At 72.1% G+C, this 14,878-nt stretch carries 15 protein-coding genes; 4 read left to right on the top strand and 11 right to left on the bottom strand.

What is annotated here, in order from left to right; translation table 11 throughout:
- Positions 1 to 78: 78 nt before the first annotated feature.
- Complete coding sequence (locus FHU37_RS11140; RefSeq protein WP_179814041.1) at positions 79 to 477, bottom strand: PIN domain-containing protein; 399 nt, start codon at positions 475 to 477, stop codon at positions 79 to 81.
- The gene (locus tag FHU37_RS11145) at positions 474 to 752 is read right to left on the bottom strand and encodes a hypothetical protein (protein WP_179814042.1); all 279 of its coding nucleotides are present in this window, start codon (positions 750 to 752) and stop codon (positions 474 to 476) included. Before FHU37_RS11145 ends, FHU37_RS11140 begins: the two co-directional genes overlap by 4 nt.
- A 145-nt stretch (positions 753 to 897) precedes the next feature.
- Between FHU37_RS11145 and FHU37_RS11150 the strand changes: the two genes are divergently transcribed.
- Together FHU37_RS11150 and FHU37_RS11155 are read left to right on the top strand one after the other, a co-directional pair.
- Positions 898 to 1,566 carry a lytic polysaccharide monooxygenase auxiliary activity family 9 protein gene (locus FHU37_RS11150; RefSeq protein ID WP_179814043.1) on the top strand — a complete coding sequence of 223 codons (669 nt, stop codon included), beginning with the start codon at positions 898 to 900 and terminating at the stop codon, positions 1,564 to 1,566.
- Between the two features lie 173 nt (positions 1,567 to 1,739).
- The gene (locus FHU37_RS11155; RefSeq protein WP_312892551.1) at positions 1,740 to 2,324 is read left to right on the top strand and encodes a hemerythrin domain-containing protein; all 585 of its coding nucleotides are present in this window, start codon (positions 1,740 to 1,742) and stop codon (positions 2,322 to 2,324) included.
- A 126-nt stretch (positions 2,325 to 2,450) separates the two neighbouring features.
- Here the strand turns inward: FHU37_RS11155 and FHU37_RS11160 are convergent, their stop codons facing one another.
- A complete protein-coding gene (locus FHU37_RS11160) occupies positions 2,451 to 3,650 on the bottom strand; it encodes a hypothetical protein (RefSeq protein WP_179814044.1) in 1,200 nt (399 codons plus the stop codon).
- Between the two features lie 223 nt (positions 3,651 to 3,873).
- A complete protein-coding gene (locus tag FHU37_RS11165; protein WP_179814045.1) occupies positions 3,874 to 4,455 on the bottom strand; it encodes a hemerythrin domain-containing protein in 582 nt (193 codons plus the stop codon).
- A 229-nt stretch (positions 4,456 to 4,684) separates the two neighbouring features.
- Here FHU37_RS11165 and FHU37_RS11170 point away from each other — a divergent pair, with 229 nt between their 5' ends.
- The gene (locus FHU37_RS11170) at positions 4,685 to 5,044 is read left to right on the top strand and encodes a cupin domain-containing protein (protein ID WP_179814046.1); all 360 of its coding nucleotides are present in this window, start codon (positions 4,685 to 4,687) and stop codon (positions 5,042 to 5,044) included.
- 126 nt (positions 5,045 to 5,170) lie between these two features.
- Here FHU37_RS11170 and FHU37_RS11175 read toward each other — a convergent pair whose 3' ends face one another.
- The 7 genes from FHU37_RS11175 to FHU37_RS11205 form a co-directional block, all read right to left on the bottom strand.
- Entirely contained in the window at positions 5,171 to 6,505 is a 1,335-nt protein-coding gene (locus FHU37_RS11175; RefSeq protein WP_179814047.1) for an acyl-CoA dehydrogenase family protein, read from the bottom strand.
- Positions 6,506 to 6,557: 52 nt separating this feature from the next.
- Positions 6,558 to 6,944 carry a hypothetical protein gene (locus FHU37_RS11180; RefSeq protein WP_179814048.1) on the bottom strand — a complete coding sequence of 129 codons (387 nt, stop codon included), beginning with the start codon at positions 6,942 to 6,944 and terminating at the stop codon, positions 6,558 to 6,560.
- A gap of 344 nt (positions 6,945 to 7,288) precedes the next feature.
- Complete coding sequence (locus tag FHU37_RS11185) at positions 7,289 to 8,905, bottom strand: AfsR/SARP family transcriptional regulator (protein ID WP_179814049.1); 1,617 nt, start codon at positions 8,903 to 8,905, stop codon at positions 7,289 to 7,291.
- Between the two features lie 132 nt (positions 8,906 to 9,037).
- A complete protein-coding gene (locus FHU37_RS11190) occupies positions 9,038 to 9,502 on the bottom strand; it encodes a DUF4442 domain-containing protein (RefSeq protein WP_179814050.1) in 465 nt (154 codons plus the stop codon).
- Positions 9,503 to 9,646: 144 nt separating this feature from the next.
- Complete coding sequence (locus FHU37_RS11195; RefSeq protein ID WP_179814051.1) at positions 9,647 to 10,603, bottom strand: pirin family protein; 957 nt, start codon at positions 10,601 to 10,603, stop codon at positions 9,647 to 9,649.
- Positions 10,604 to 10,809: 206 nt separating this feature from the next.
- Positions 10,810 to 12,015 carry a C40 family peptidase gene (locus tag FHU37_RS29290; RefSeq protein ID WP_179814052.1) on the bottom strand — a complete coding sequence of 402 codons (1,206 nt, stop codon included), beginning with the start codon at positions 12,013 to 12,015 and terminating at the stop codon, positions 10,810 to 10,812.
- Between the two features lie 237 nt (positions 12,016 to 12,252).
- Entirely contained in the window at positions 12,253 to 12,855 is a 603-nt protein-coding gene (locus tag FHU37_RS11205) for an SseB family protein (RefSeq protein WP_376773924.1), read from the bottom strand.
- A 165-nt stretch (positions 12,856 to 13,020) separates the two neighbouring features.
- Between FHU37_RS11205 and FHU37_RS11210 the strand changes: the two genes are divergently transcribed.
- Positions 13,021 to 14,847 (top strand): acyl-CoA dehydrogenase, encoded by a 1,827-nt coding sequence (locus FHU37_RS11210; RefSeq protein ID WP_179814053.1) that lies wholly within the window; start codon positions 13,021 to 13,023, stop codon positions 14,845 to 14,847.
- The last annotated feature ends 31 nt before the right edge of the window (positions 14,848 to 14,878 follow it).

The following is a 14,878-nucleotide window of genomic DNA, read 5'->3' on the forward strand; positions in this document are numbered from 1 at the left end:
TCCATGTACCAGAATGGTGTATGGCTGCGGCGCGGGCCGGCGCAGAGGTCCTGTGACCTGGGGTTCCGCTGTCGGGTCTCAGACCTTCTCCGCCGTCACCCGGGGGTGGCCGGCCGTCAGCGCTGCGATGTCATCGACGTCGGAGGTGAGGACGACAACTCGCCCGGGGTGGGTGAGCGCCGTGGCGCACAGCATGGCGTCGATGGCGTACTTGTGCCCGTGCAGGCCGGCGGCACGCAGCAGGGCTGCGGCTGAGTGGGCGACGGGCGCGGTGATGGGCTCCACGCGGATGCGGGAGAGCGTCCACTTCAGCGCGGCGTCGTTGATCCTCGGATGGATGACCTCGACCAGCACGGCGGCCGAGGTGATCACCGGGAGGTCGGCGTCGCGGGCGGCCGTCAGCCACTCGTGGATCTCGCGGTCCCGCTGCACGACCTTGGCCAGGCCCTCGCTGTCCAGGACGAGGGCACCGCTCATGCGACGTCCTCAACACCGGACGCGCCAGCGACGAGCCGGGCACGCTTGTCGGCGACGGCCGCCGGGTCCGCGGGACCGTACACCTGGTCGAAGGCGGCGATCAGTTCGTCGAGGTTGTCGCGCTCGATCTGGCGCTGCGCCGCCCGCTCCAGGTACGCGGAGACGCCGCGCTTGCCCACCCTCTCGCGGATCGCCTGCAGGGTTCCGGCCGTCAGGGTGACGGAGATGCCACTGGTGGGTCCGTGGCCGGGGACGAAGTCGGCGTCGTGATCCATGGCACCATTATGCCATTTCAGATGCCATACAGCGGAGGGAGGGGCTCCGGGGGGTTTCGGGGGGGCTTCGGTGGGTAATCGGGGGCTTGGGAGCGCTCTCATGCATGGCACCACTCGACTGTCACCGAAGACGGAGACCGGATCCATGAATTGTCATGTTCACGCGAAGGCACCGCGCTGGGTGTTGCACGCCCTGGCGCTGGTGTCGGCGGCCCTGCTGTGCCTCGTCCCCTGGACGGACACCGCCCACGCCCACGGGTCGGTCGTCGACCCGGCCTCCCGCAACTACGGGTGCTGGCAGCGCTGGGGCAGTGACTTCCAGAACCCGGCGATGGCCACCCAGGACCCGATGTGCTGGCAGGCCTGGCAGGACAACCCCAACGCCATGTGGAACTGGAACGGCCTGTACCGCAACAACGTCGGCGGCAACCACCAGGCGGCCATCCCCAACGGCCAGCTGTGCAGCGGCGGGCGGACCGAGGGCGGCCGGTACAACTCGCTGGACACGGTGGGGCCGTGGAAGACCACCAACGTCGCGGACAACTTCACCGTCCGGCTGTACGACCAGGCCAGCCACGGGGCGGACTACTTCCGGGTCTACGTGACCAAGCAGGGCTTCAACCCGGCCACCGAGCCGCTGGGCTGGGACGACCTGGAGCTGGTGGCGCAGACCGGGCGCTACGCGCCCAGCCAGAACTACGAGATCCCGGTCAGCACCTCCGGGCGCAGCGGCCACCACGTCGTGTACACGATCTGGCAGGCCTCGCACATGGACCAGGTGTACTACCTGTGCAGCGACGTGAACTTCAGCTGATCCGCTAGCCAGCGGCACCGGCTCTCCCCGCTGACCGGGCGGGCCGGAACGAGCGCCCCGCCGGGTGTCGTCACCCGGCGGGGCCTCGTCGTCCCACCAGGCGGCGTACCGCGGGGTTCGTCCTCCCGCGCGGTGGTACGGCCCGGGACCCGATCGACAACTGGGAGGACGACGTGGCGACGGAGGAGCGGACCCGCCCCGAGGCGGCGGAACAGGATGTGGTGGCGCTGCTGATGCAGCAGCACGGCGACATCCGCAACCTCTTCGACGAGGTGGAGGCCAGCACCGGGGACGCCCGGCGGGACGCGTTCCGGCGGCTGGTGCGGTTCCTGGCCGTGCACGAGACGGCGGAGGAGGAGGTGGTCCACCCCCTCGCGCGGCGCGCCATCGAGGGCGGCGAGGAGGTGGTCGCGGAGCGGCTGCGGGAGGAGAACGAGGCCAAGCAGATGCTCGTCCGGCTGGAGGAGATGGACCCCCAGGCGCCGGAGTTCGCCACGGCGTTCGCCGCGCTGCGGGTCGACGTGGAGGCGCACGCCCGCGCCGAGGAGCGCTACGAGTTCACGCAGCTGCGCCGGGTCAGCGAGCCGGGACGGCTGGCGGCGCTGGCCCGCGCGGTGAAGGCGGCCGAGGCGACGGCGCCCACCCGTCCGCACCCGGGCGTGGAGTCCGGGGCGGAGAACGTGGCGCTCGGGCCGCTGGCCGCCGTGGCCGACCGGGCCCGGGACGCCATCCGGCGGGCGATGGGCAAGGACGGCTGAGCCGGCGCCGGCACGGGAGGGAGCGGAACGGAGCGACCGGAGCGGAACGGGCGGGGCGGCACCGTGGGTGCCGCCCCGCCCGTTCGGGGGCCAAGGCGCGCTGGCCGGGTCAGCGCGCCGACCGGGTCAGCCGCGCAGCGCGGGGACCGGGTGCTCCCCCTCGGTCTGCGCCCGGTACTCGCCGCCCTGGTACATCGCCCGGTGCTCGTCGATGATCCGCTCGCTGGGCGGCTGCTCCCCGCCGTTGATCGCCTCCTGCATGCGCTCGAAGCGCTCGTGCGCCTCGCGCACGTAGCCGGCGCCCAGCGTGGTGAGGTCGATCTGGGTGTCCAGCAGCTCCCGGACGTACGCCTTGTTGGGCTCGAAGGTGAGCACGTTCGGCAGCTCGGGGGCGACCACCTGCTCGGGCTCCCGGCCGTCGTGCCGGCGCATCAGGTCGCAGGCGATCCGCAGGTGCTCCAGCTCCATGTTCAGGTGGAGCTCCCAGATGGCCTTCACCCTGGGGTCGCTCTCCTGCTCCATGAAGGAGTAGTAGAGGTAGCACTCGTTGTACTCGTGGTTGACGAGCTGCTCCCACCAGGTCTCGCCCGGGTCCACCAGGGACTCGTAGTGGGTGACGTGCTCCTCCTCCACCAGCCCGATCTCCTGGTACAGCTGGCGGGCGATCGGTTCCATGTACTCGGGACCGACGTTCATGTAGAAGTTCATGGTCTGCTGCTCGGCCGACATGATGGTCAGCGCGTGCAGCTTGGAGAGCGGGTTGGCGGTCGTGCGGTCGTACGGGTCGCGCACGTTGTCGACCGGGTCGCGGTGGTGGAACTTGGTCGGCCGGCCCGGCATCACCTCGGTGAGGCCGTCGACGACCACCTCGGCCTTGCGGTGCTCGATCATCTCGTACAGGTTGGCGTACCGGTACAGGTGGTCGAAGTCCTCCAGCACGCCGAACTGGTAGGCCTGCTTCAGGTACGGGTCGGGCTCCATCCGCGCCACCCAGGCGGTCAGGTCCACGGCGACCTGCTCGTAGGCGATGGTGGTCTCCAGCACCGACGCCAGCCCGGGCAGCAGCCAGTTGACGGCCTTCTGCTGCTGTTGCTCGATGTAGCGGGTCTGCGCGAGCTGACGCCGTACCTCGGCGTCCGGGCAGTGCCGGGCGAACTGGTGGCTGAAGAGCGACGCCTCCACCTCGATGCCGTTCATGGTGATGATCCGGCACCGGGTGTAGGGGTCGGCGCGGTCCGGGTCGATCGGCGTGACGTTGAGCTCGCGCCAGTTGCGCACCTGGCGGTCCAGCGGGATGCCGCGCTGCTCCAGGGGGTTGAAGGTCACGGGTTGGTCCTCCTCCTCGTTCGGCATGGGCGCCGAGGGTCCGCATCCCGTTACCCTCGGCGACCGCGGAGAACCTTCCGCCGCCCGGCATTCGAGCGGATGGCCGAGTCGCGGCACCGGACCGGAGGACCACCGCGCCCGTCGCGGCCGGGGCGCCGCGGTGGCGACGCACCCGGCCGCGACGGGCGGCGACCGATGGCCGGCGCGACGGTCGGCGCGCTGGTCAGTGCTTGTGGTGGAGTTCGCGCAGGGCCTCGGCCAGCTCGTCCTTCTTCATCCGCGACCGGCCGGGCACGTCCTCCTCGCGCGCCTTCTGGTACAGCTCCTCGCGGGACATCCCCTCCTCGTCGGCGCCGCCCTGCTCGAACTCCTGGAGCACCTGCCTGCGACGGCTGTCGAACTGGCTACCGAGGTCGAGCAGCCGGTCCCGGTCGACGGCCTCGCGGAGCGCCGGGAGCACCTCCGTCTCCTCGGTCTGCACGTGGTGGGTGACCGCGTCCACGAGCTGCTCGACGAGGGTGTCGAACTCCTTGGCGCCCGGATCGGTGCCGCGCAGCCGCTCGACGAGCTGCTCCGCCTCCGCGTGCTCCTCCTCGCTGTGCCTGACCTGGCCCTTCTCGTCGGGCGCCGCCTTGGCCACGATCGGGTAGACCCGTTCCTCCTCGGCCTTGGAGTGTGCGACGAGCAGCCGGCCCACCTCCTCGACCAGGGCGGAGCGGTCCCCCTTGCCGGACTTCAACTTGTCGAACAACTTCTCGATCACCCGGTGGTCCGCTGTGATCAGGTCGATGACGTCCTTGGCCACGGCAACTTCCCTTCCGACTTCCACGACAGTGGTGCTGCTCGCCCCGGGGCGCCCCGCGTCGGGGCGTCCGCCCGTAGGGCGCCGGACGGCTACCACCGGTGCGAGCGGATAACCCTCCGCCACCGGCCCGCGTCCGTTGCGGCCCGACTCGCCCGTTGCGGCGGACGCGCCCGTTGCGACGGGACGCGGCTGGTGGAAGCGTGGAGGGGAGGGAAGGAGGTGGCTCGGCATGCTGGAGGCCAAGAACACCCACCGGGCGGACGAGCACCGGGAGTTCCCGCACGGCCACCTGGACGTGGTGGAGCTGCCCGGGCTGGAGTTCGGGGTCGCGACGTTCGAGCCGGGCTGGCGCTGGTCGGAGTCGGTGAAGCCGATCGCCGGCACGGAGTACTGCGAGTTCGCGCACAAGGGCTACGTGCTCAGCGGCCGGCTGCACATCAGGATGGCCGACGGGCCGGAGCAGGACTTCGGCCCCGGTGACGTCTTCGTCTGCTCGCCCGGGCACGACGCCTGGGTGGTCGGCGACGAGCCGGCGGTGGTGTTCGACTTCGCCGAGGAGCAGCGCGGCTACGCCAAGCCGAAGGGGTGAGACGCGGTCAGGCACCGCGGGCGGTCGGCGCAGGCCGGCCGCCCGCGCCCGCGCCACGGGCGGGGCGGGGCCGGGCCGGACGGGGCCCGGCCGGGCGGTGCCGCGTCAGGCGGGGGCGGGGCGGCGTCACCAGCCTCCGGACTCGGACGGGCCGAGGCGGCGGACCACGGGCCGCGGCGCGTCGGTGGCCACGGGCACGGCCGGCGGGTCCAGCGAGTACGGCCGGCCGCCGGGGTAGAGGGCGTCGGCGATCTCCTGGGCCAGCGTCTCGGGCGTGCCCTCGTGGGTGAGCGTGCCGAAGGCGTCGCGGACGTACCGCTCCAGGCCGCACTCGCGGGCGTAGGCGCGGGAGCCGAGCACGGACATCGCCTCCTCAGCCACCTCGATGGCGATCCGGTCGGCGAAGAGCTTGGCGACGGCGGGGCCGTAGGAGGGGGTGGGCAGCAGGTTGTCCACCTGGTGGGCGGCCTGGAGGTAGAGCAGCCGGGCCGCCTCGATCTTGGAGCTCATCTCGGCGAGCTTGCGGGCGCCCGACTGGTGGCGGAAGAGCGGGAGGCCGCCGAGGCGGCGGTGCGCGCTCCAGCGGTGGGCGATCTCGAAGGCCCCGCGCGCCACGCCGGTGGAGATGGCGGCGACCGAGGCCCGGATCAGGTTGGACTGCAGGGCGCTGAGGTGTTCGCCGTTGCCCTCGCCGGCCACGACGTTCTCGGCGGGCACCCGTACCTCGGTGAAGTCCAGGTGGGCTTCGAGGCAGGGCCCGTGGCCGGGGCCGTCGGGGGTGTCGCTGCGGGTGACGCCCTCGGCGTCCAGGGGGACGATGAAGGCGGTGAGGCCGACCGAGCCGGAGCGGCCGACCAGGTTGGCGTAGACGCAGGCCCAGCTGGCCAGCCGGCCGTTGGTGACGTGCCGCTTGTGACCGTTGATGATGTAGTGGTCGCCGTCCCGCCGGGCCACCAGTCCGTCGTCGACGAGCGCGAACCGCCCCTGGAGGACGACCTCGGTCGTACCGGTGGTCTCCTCGGTGACCACGTTGCAGGCCAGGGCGGGCTCTTCGTCGGCGAAGGTGGTCAGGTACCGGGACTGCAGCAGCGGGTTGCCGGAGAGCAGCACGGCGGCCTGGGCCAGGACGTTGGCGCCGAAGACCAGGGCGGAGTTGGCGCAGACCGCGGCCAGTTCCTCCATCACCACGGCGGTGCCGAGGATGCCGTGGCCGAGCCCCCCGTACTCCTCGGGCACGATCATGCGCAGCAGGCCGATGTCGTGGCCGGCGTCGAGGACCCTCTGGTCGAACCCGCCCCGGCCGTCGTCCGCCCGCTCGGCCGCCGGGCGCAACTGGGTCTCGGCGAACTCCCGCACCCGGTCCCGCAGCAGCTCCACCGCTGGGGGGAGCGCGAAGAAGGACGGTGTCCCGGTGCTGCGGAGCGCCCGGTAGTCGGAGAGCGTGGGCGCGACGGAGGTCATCTCGGGTGTTCCCTTTCGTCCGTCCGGTTCTGGTTGTGACCGTGGCGTGGGGTCAGGCGACGGCGGCGCGGGCGGAGATCAGCGGGTAGCGCAGGAACGCCGGCGCGAGGATCTGGAAGACCTGGAACACGCTCGGCAGGTGGCCGCGCACGACGAGGCGGCCGGTGTCCAGCGCCACGACGAGCGGGAGTCGGCCTCGCCAGAAGTGGTGGGCGTCCTCGGTCGACAGGTGCAGGGCGATGCTGGCGGGCTCCGGAACCTCGTCCACCAGGACCTGCCCGGGTCCGACGAAGATGTCGATCTCCGGGTCGGTGTGGGCGAAGTGCAGCGTCAGCCCGCGTTCCAGTAGCCGTTCGGAGAGGGAGTCGTAGGTCTGGAGTGTCTCGAACAACTGCTGGAAGGCGGATACGGCCTGGTCACGGGAGGTGTAAGGGCTCAACTCGGGACACCTTTCTGTGCTGCCGTGTTCGCTTCCGAGCGTGACGGGACGGCTCGGTGGGCGCGGCTGTCTCCGCGAGGGCGCGGTGCGCGGCCGGGGGTGCCCGCGCGCCGGTGGCGGACGGCGGGCACGTCCGCCGGCGGCGACAGCGACGCAGGCGGTGTTGAGCTCGGTGTGCCGCGTCCGCCGGCGGAGCCGGGGCGAGGCCACACCATTTACGCACGCTTGTCTGAAGAGTCGCTCAAGGACGGCTCTCGCGGATGCTGAACGCGCCTCGAAGGGGGCCCCATGCCAGCCCCCACCGGGGACGCGAGCGAGGCGGAGGACCGGGCGGGCGAGCCGGACTAGATGGCCTGGCTGGTGATCCGGCCGGGGGCGCGGCGCCGCGGTTGCCGCTCGGGGACGGGCTCGGGGTCGGCGTCGCGCATGAAGGCCCAGACGTCGCTGCCGCGGGCGATCTCCCAGGCGTGGCGGAGCGCGGCGTCGGCCTCGGCGATGCAGCCCATCTCGCGGTAGGTCTCCGCGATCACGGCGTAGGTCCGGGCCTGGAGGACGTCGTCGCCGTGCTGGTGGCTGATCCGCCGTGCCCGGGCGAGGGTGGCCAGGGCCTGGCTCCACCAGTCGTCACCGCGCAGCACCACGGCGAGGCCGTGCAGCGCCATCACCAGGGTGCGCACGTCCCCCGGGGGCCGTTCCGCCTCGGAGATGGCCGCGAGGAAGCACTCCCGGGCCCGGGCGGGGTGGCCGAGTTCGGTGTAGGTCTGGCCGAGCAGGTAGAGGCTGCGGGCCGGGTCGGGGTCCTCCCCGGGGGCCACGGCGGGCACGGGGCGCAGTTCGGCGGCGTCCGGGCGGCGTCCGCTCCGCTGCTCGCCGAGGGCCGGGGCGGGGTGGGCGTCCCGGTGCCGGCCGGTTGCGGCGGCGTCGCCGGGCAGGGGGCGGGGGCCGGAGTCGTCGGCGATCCGGAGCACGTTGCCGGGGGCGGCGGGTTCCGGGCCCGGGTCCGCCGCGCCGTCCGGCCGCGGGGTGTGGTCGGCGGTGTCCGACGCCGCGGCGGTGTCCGACGCCGCGGCGGTGTCCGACGCCGCGGCGGTGTCGCCGTCCTCCCGCGCCACCGGCTCCGGGTGGCCGCCGGCGCCCTCGCCGGGGTCCGTGCCGGGGTCGGCCGGGGGTTCGGCGGGGCGGCTGTGCTCCTCGCGGTCGGCGTCCGCCAGCACCTCGCGGTGGATCCGCTGCAGCTCCGGGCCGGGCTCGACGCCGACCTCCTCGACCAGCAGGGTGCGTCCCTCCCGGTACAGCTGGAGTGCCTCGGTCTTGCGGCCGGCGGCGCTGAGCGCCCGCATGAGCTGGGCCCGCAGCCCCTCGTGCAGGGGGTGGGTGGCGACCAGGGCGCGCAGTTCGCCGAGCACGCGCAGGTGACCGCCGCGGTCGAGTTCGGCGCGGGTGTACTTCAGGGTGGCGAAGAGCAGGCGCTCCTCGATGCGCGGGACGTCCACCAGGCACAGCGCCTCGGAGCCGACGTTCCCCAGCACGGTGCCGCGTTGCAGGGCGAGGGCGGAGCGCAGCAGCGTCACGGCGCGGTCCGGGTCCTGCGCCTCGATGGCCCGGTCCGCCTCGGCGACGCGCTGGTCGAACAGGTGCAGGTCGAGCTCGCCGGGCTGCACCGTGAACAGGTAGCCGCCGGGACGGGTGACCAGGCGGTCGGCCAGCTCGGCCCCGCCGGCCAGCCGGAGCCTGCGCCGCAGCCCGCTGACGTGGGTGTGGAGGGCGGCCGAGGCGGAGTCGGGTGGGTTGTCCGCCCACAGGTAGCGGCGCAGCTGGGCCGTGGTGACCAGCCGGTTGGCGTGCAGCAGCAGTACCGCGAGCAGCACCTGCTGCTTGCCGGCCAGTTGCTCGACCCGACCGCCCCCCGGCAGCAGGACGTCCAGCGGCCCCATGATCCGGAAACGGACGAATTCCCCCATGAGCTCCCCCCATCCCCCCTGATCAGTCGATGTCTTCGCATCGAAAACATCTTCGACCGATTATCAACATAAGGTTCAGGCCAACCAAGGGCAATGGGGGTCTCCGTATTCGGGAGAGTTTCGGCCAGGCCGTCAGTTGACGCGGGCTCCGTCCCGGCTCTTCCGCCGGGCGTAGACCTGCTTGCGGACCCGCGCGACGACCGTGCCGTCGGCGGCCACCACGTCCGTGTCGAACCAGACGAGCGCCTTGCCGCCCTCGGCGGTGAGGGAGCGGATCTCGGCCAGCCGTTCGTCGGTGAGGTGGAAATCCGCGAAGACGTCACCGCGCCCGGGGCTGACGTACTCGATCTCGGCGGCCTTGTCCCACACGGTGTAGTCGCGGCCGAGGTTGTGCATCACCAGCAGCATCCAGAACGGGTCGGTCATCGCGTAGAGGCTGCCGCCGAACTGCGTCCCGACGTAGTTGCGGTTCCATCGGCGCAGGCCGAGGCGGACGCGGGCGCGGCGGAAGTCGTCGGACAGTTCCAGGACGCGCACCCCCGTGAAGCTGAACGGGGGCCAGATGTTCATGGCGCGGCGCAGGGTTCGCGGGTTCATGGCCGGCAGTGTGGCACAGCTGATTACCGACCAGTAACCCTGGTTCCACGTGAAACACCGCACTGTTCCGGAACGCGGAGAACGCCCCCGCCGCCGGTTTACCGGTGACGGAGGCGTTTCCTCACCCGCACACTGCGTGGCGGTTCAGCCCTGCGCCGGGATCTGCCCGAAGCGGCCGGCCTTGAAATCCTCGAAAGCCTGCGCCACCTCGATGTGCGAGTTCATCACGAACGGCCCGTACTGGAAGACCGGCTCCCGGATCGGGCGCCCGCCGAGCAGCACCACCTCCAGGGCGGGGGTGTGGCTGTCCTGGCTCTCCGCGGCCCGGAGGGTCAGCGCGTCACCGGCCCCGAGGACCGCGGCCTGCCCCAGCCCGAACGGCCGCTGCTCGGTCCCGACGGTGCCGCGCCCGGCGAGTCCGTAGACCAGGGCGTTGAAGTCGGCGGGCCAGGGGATGGTGAGCTCCGCGCCGGCGCTCACGGTGGCGTGGATCATCGTGATCGGCGTGCGGGTGATGCCGGGCCCCTGGTGGCCGTCCAGCTCCCCGGCGATCAGCCGGATCAGCGCGCCGCCGTCCGGGGTGGTCAGCAGCCGCACGTGGTTGCGGCCGATGTCCTGGTACCGCGGCGCGGTCATCTTCTGCTTCCGGGGCAGGTTGACCCACAGCTGCAGGCCGTGGAAGAGCCCGCCGCTGACCACCAGCTCCTCCGGCGGGGTCTCGATGTGCATCAGACCGCTGCCGGCGGTCATCCACTGGGTGTCGCCGTTGGTGATGGTGCCGCCACCGCCGTGGGTGTCCTGGTGGATGAAGGCCCCGTCCATGATGTACGTGACGGTCTCGAAGCCCCGGTGCGGGTGCCAGGGCGTGCCCTTGGGCTCGCCGGGCGCGTAGTCCACCTCGCCCATCTGGTCCATCAGGATGAACGGGTCCAGCAGCCGCGCGTCGATGCCGGCGAAGGCGCGGCGCACCGGGAACCCCTCGCCCTCGAAGCCGGAGGGGGCGGTGGTCACCGAGCGCACCCGGCGGACGGCGGTGGTGGCGAGGTCCGGGCGGCGGACGCGGGGCAGGGTCAGCGGGTTGTCGACGGTGACGGCGGGCATGGCAGCCTCCTTTTGGGTGCGCGCGTTCGGGCGGGCACGGACCAGGATAGTTCAAAAATCAACTTTCGCCCAGTGCTCCCGCGCGCCACCCCGGCCGCCCGCCACCGCCGCCGCCCGCCACCCGTCACCCGCGCGCACACGACGGGCGGGGGAGGACGGCCGTCCGTCCTCCCCCGCCCGGTGCGGCGCCCGCCACGGGCGCCCCGCTACGGCACGCGTCCGTAGAACGACGGCGTGTACCCGTTGTCCAGCGAGGAGATCCGCACCTTCTTGCCCGGCCGCGGGGCCTCGATGTACCGGTCGTCGCCGATGTAGATCGCCACGTGGTGCACCCCCCGCTCGCTGCCGTCGGTGGACCAGAAGACCAGGTCCCCGGGGCGCAGCTCCGACCGCTCGATCCGGATCGTGGCGGCGGCCTGCTCGTTGGCCACCCGGGGCAGGTAGTGGCCGGCGCTGAGGTACGCCTGCTGCACCAGCCCGGAGCAGTCGTAGCCCTCCGGCCCGTCGCCGCCCCACATGTACGGCTTGCCGAGCGCCGCGTAGGCGTACGCGACCACCTGCTCGGCCTGCTCGGTGGTCAGGCCGGGCGCCCCGTCCTCGGTGGCGTCGGTGGAGGTCTGCGTGGTCGTCGTGGTGGTGGCCGTGGGCGAGGTCGTGGTGGACGCCGGGTTGGTCGGGGTGCTGCCGGAGTCGGTGCCGCCCTGGCCGGGCAGGGCGGTCACGGAGAAGCTGGAGACCTCGGTGTCGTCGTCGGTGCTCCCGCCCCCACCGCCGCCCGGGCCACCGCCGACGCCGCCGCCCTGGCCGCCCCCGCCGTCCCAGGGGCCGTCCTCGTTCCCGTCGGGGCGCAGGCCGGGGAAGGTCGTGCCGTTGCCCAGACCACCGGCGGCCAGGTGCGCCTGGTACTTGCTCCAGTGCGACGTCCAGTACCAGTGGTTTCCCTTGAAGTACCAGTACCGCACCGGCTTCTCGGCCTCGGTGGCGGAGGCGCCGGTGGCGGCGTCGCCTCCCTGGGGCGCGGCGCTGCGGTCGAGGTCCGGCCCGGCCGTGCCGTTGCCCACGCCGCCGGCCGCCAGGTGCGCCTGGTACTTGTCCCAGTGCGACGTCCAGTACCAGTGCCCGCCCTTGAGGTACCAGTACCGCACCTGCTCGGTCGCCCGGGATCCCCCGCCGCCGGAGGGGGAGGCCGGGGCCGTGGCGGTCTGGTCGGCGCCGAGGGTCAGGTCCGGCCCGGCCGTGCCGTTGCCCACGCCGCCCGCGGCCAGGTGCGCCTGGTACTTGTCCCAGTGCGACGTCCAGTACCAGTGCCCGTCCTTGAGGTACCAGTACTGGACGCTCTGCTCAGCGACCGCGGCGGCGGCCGGGGCCGCGAAGGCCGCCGGGGCGGCCGCGGCACCCGCGAGCGCAGTCACCGCCGCGCTCCGCCGCAGCCCGCGCCCGGAGGGGGGTCGGGCGTGCCGCCCCCTGGTGCGCACCGCCCCGAGGCCCGCCGGCTGGGGAACGCTGTGGTGTTCTGTCATACACGGATGGCTACCAACCGGGGACCACGAACCCACCAATAAGCACACTTTTAGACCAACTGAGCGCGTTTCAGCGTGTCGGTGCTTGACAGAGGGTCAGCGCCCCTCCGGCGCCGCGTCGATGGCGGCTCAGCCGTACATCCGCCGCATCATGAACTCCACCATCTCCTCCACCGCCTTGGCGTCGAACACCATGCGGTGCTCGCCCTCGAGGTCCAGCACGAACCCGTAGCCGGTGGGCAGCAGGTCGAGCGCCTCGGCGCCGGTGATGGCGAAGTGCTTGGACTCCTCCCCCGCGTACCGGTGCAGTTCCTTGAGCGTGGAGAACATCGGGATCACCGGTTGGGCGGTGTTGTGCAGCGCCAGGAAGCCCGGCCGCTCGCCGCGGGGGCAGTACACCTTGGCGGACAGGAAGATCGCCTGGAAGTCCTCGACGCTCATGCCGCCGGTGGTGAAGGCGCGCACGGCGTCGCTCAGCGACGGAGTCTGCGGTTCCGGATAGTAGGCCTGGTCCGGGTAGCCCTGCTGCGGCACGCCGCCGTAGCCGGCGCCCGCACCGGCGTCGGCGGTGCCGTAGGACTGCTGGCCGTAGCCGGCGCCGGAGTCGTAGGTGGTCCCGCCGGCCCCACCCGCACCGGGCGCGCCCGCGTCGGAGTACGGCGGAACACCCCCGCTGCCGGGGGACTGGTATCCGGTGTTCCCGCCGGGGGCGGACTGCTGGTAGCCGTACACCCGATCCAGGTTAGCGACTCCGCGCGGCGGCGCGGGGGTGGCCGGCCGGCCGAATCGGCGCCTCCTGGCGCTTGAACATAGTTACCGGCGGGTAGCATCATATTGGCTACCGGCTGGTACTCCCGCCGGCCCCCTCCTCCCACCGAGCGGACCACGGAGCACGACATGGGCCACTACAAGTCGAACCTGCGCGATGTGGAGTTCAACCTCTTCGAGGTCTTCGGCCGCGACGCCGTGTACGGCACCGGGCCGTTCGCCGAGATCGACGCCGACACCGCCCGCAGCATCCTGAGCGAGGTGGAGCGACTCGCCTCCAACGAGCTCGCCGCCTCCCTCCTCGACTCCGACCGCAACCCGCCGGTGTTCGACCCGGCCACCAACTCGGCCACCCTGCCGGAGGCCTTCAAGGACTCCTACAAGGCCTGGATGGACGCCGAGTGGTGGCGGCTGAACCTGCCGGAGGAACTGGGCGGCACCCCCGCCCCCATGTCGCTGCGCTGGGCGGTGGCCGAGCAGGTGCTCGGCGCCAACCCGGCGGTGTGGATGTACGCCAGTGGCCCCGACTTCACCAACATCATCTGGCGGCTGGGCACGGAGGAGCAGCACAAGATCGCCCGGCAGATCGTGGAGCGCAAGTGGGGCTCCACCATGGTGCTGACCGAGCCGGACGCCGGCTCGGACGTCGGCGCCGGCCGCACCAAGGCGGTCAGGCAGGAGGACGGCAGCTGGCACATCACCGGGGTGAAGCGTTTCATCACCTCCGGTGAGCACGACCTCTCCGAGAACATCATCCACTACGTGCTGGCCCGACCGGAGGGCCACGGCCCCGGCACCAAGGGCCTCTCCCTCTTCCTGGTTCCCAAGTTCCACTTCGACTGGGACAGCGGCGAGCTCGGCGAGCGCAACGGCGTCTTCGTCACCGGCGTCGAGCACAAGATGGGCCTGAAGGCCTCCACCACCTGCGAGGTCACCTTCGGCGAGACCATCCCGGCCAAGGGCTGGCTGCTCGGCGAGGTGCACGACGGCATCCGCCAGATGTTCAAGATCATCGAGACGGCGCGGATGATGGTCGGCACCAAGGCCATCGCCACCCTGTCCACCGGCTACCTCAACGCGCTGGAGTACGCCAAGCAGCGCGTCCAGGGCGCCGACCTCACCCAGATGGCCGACAAGAGCGCGCCGCGGGTGACCATCACCCACCACCCGGACGTCCGCCGCAGCCTGATGGCCCAGAAGTCCTACGCCGAGGGCCTGCGCGCGCTGGTCTACTTCACCGCCTGCTACCAGGACCGGGTCGCCGTCGCGGAGGCGGAGGGCCGCGAGGACGCCGAGGCCGCGCGCGTCAACGACCTGCTGCTGCCGATCGTCAAGGGCTACGGCTCGGAGAAGTCCTACGAGCAGCTCACCCAGTCGCTGCAGACCCTGGGCGGCTCCGGCTACCTCCAGGACTACCCGATCGAGCAGTACATCCGCGACGCCAAGATCGACACCCTGTACGAGGGCACCACGGCCATCCAGAGCCAGGACTTCTTCTTCCGGAAGATCGTCAAGGACGGCGGCCAGGCCCTGATGACCCTGGCCGGCGAGATCCAGGCCTTCCTCACCGCCCAGACCGGCGGCGAGGAGCTGGCGGCCGAGCGGGCCCTGCTCGCCCGCGCCACCGAGGACCTCCAGGGCATCGTCACCGTCATGCTCGGCCACCTCGGCGAGACCGAGAAGGACGTCAAGGCGCTGTACAAGGTCGGCCAGAACACCGTCCGCCTGCTGTACGCGGCCGGCGACGTCGTGGTCGGCTGGCTGCTGCTGCGCCAGGCCGCCGTCGCCCTGGAGAAGCTGCCGACCGCCTCCGCCAAGGACCGGGACTTCTACCTCGGCAAGGTGGCCGCGGCCCGCTTCTTCGCGGCCAACGTGCTGCCGCTGCTGACCGGTCAGCGCAAGATCGCCGAGCGGATCGACAACTCCCTGATGGAGCTGCCCGAGTCCGCCTTCTGATCCGGGCCCGATCCGGCCTCCTGATCCGGGC

Source organism: Allostreptomyces psammosilenae (assembly GCF_013407765.1).
GTDB classification, from domain to species: domain Bacteria; phylum Actinomycetota; class Actinomycetes; order Streptomycetales; family Streptomycetaceae; genus Allostreptomyces; species Allostreptomyces psammosilenae.

What these genes read in the sequence shown, in the direction of transcription:
- FHU37_RS11140 (WP_179814041.1), bottom strand. Translation starts at nt 477, where the DNA reads ATGAGCGGTGCCCTCGTCCTGGACAGCGAGGGCCTGGCCAAGGTCGTG.
- FHU37_RS11145 (WP_179814042.1), bottom strand. Translation starts at nt 752, where the DNA reads ATGGATCACGACGCCGACTTCGTCCCCGGCCACGGACCCACCAGTGGC.
- FHU37_RS11150 (WP_179814043.1), top strand. Translation starts at nt 898, where the DNA reads ATGAATTGTCATGTTCACGCGAAGGCACCGCGCTGGGTGTTGCACGCC.
- FHU37_RS11170 (WP_179814046.1), top strand. Translation starts at nt 4,685, where the DNA reads ATGCTGGAGGCCAAGAACACCCACCGGGCGGACGAGCACCGGGAGTTC.
- FHU37_RS11175 (WP_179814047.1), bottom strand. Translation starts at nt 6,505, where the DNA reads ATGACCTCCGTCGCGCCCACGCTCTCCGACTACCGGGCGCTCCGCAGC.
- FHU37_RS11185 (WP_179814049.1), bottom strand. Translation starts at nt 8,905, where the DNA reads ATGGGGGAATTCGTCCGTTTCCGGATCATGGGGCCGCTGGACGTCCTG.
- FHU37_RS11190 (WP_179814050.1), bottom strand. Translation starts at nt 9,502, where the DNA reads ATGAACCCGCGAACCCTGCGCCGCGCCATGAACATCTGGCCCCCGTTC.
- FHU37_RS11195 (WP_179814051.1), bottom strand. Translation starts at nt 10,603, where the DNA reads ATGCCCGCCGTCACCGTCGACAACCCGCTGACCCTGCCCCGCGTCCGC.
- FHU37_RS11210 (WP_179814053.1), top strand. Translation starts at nt 13,021, where the DNA reads ATGGGCCACTACAAGTCGAACCTGCGCGATGTGGAGTTCAACCTCTTC.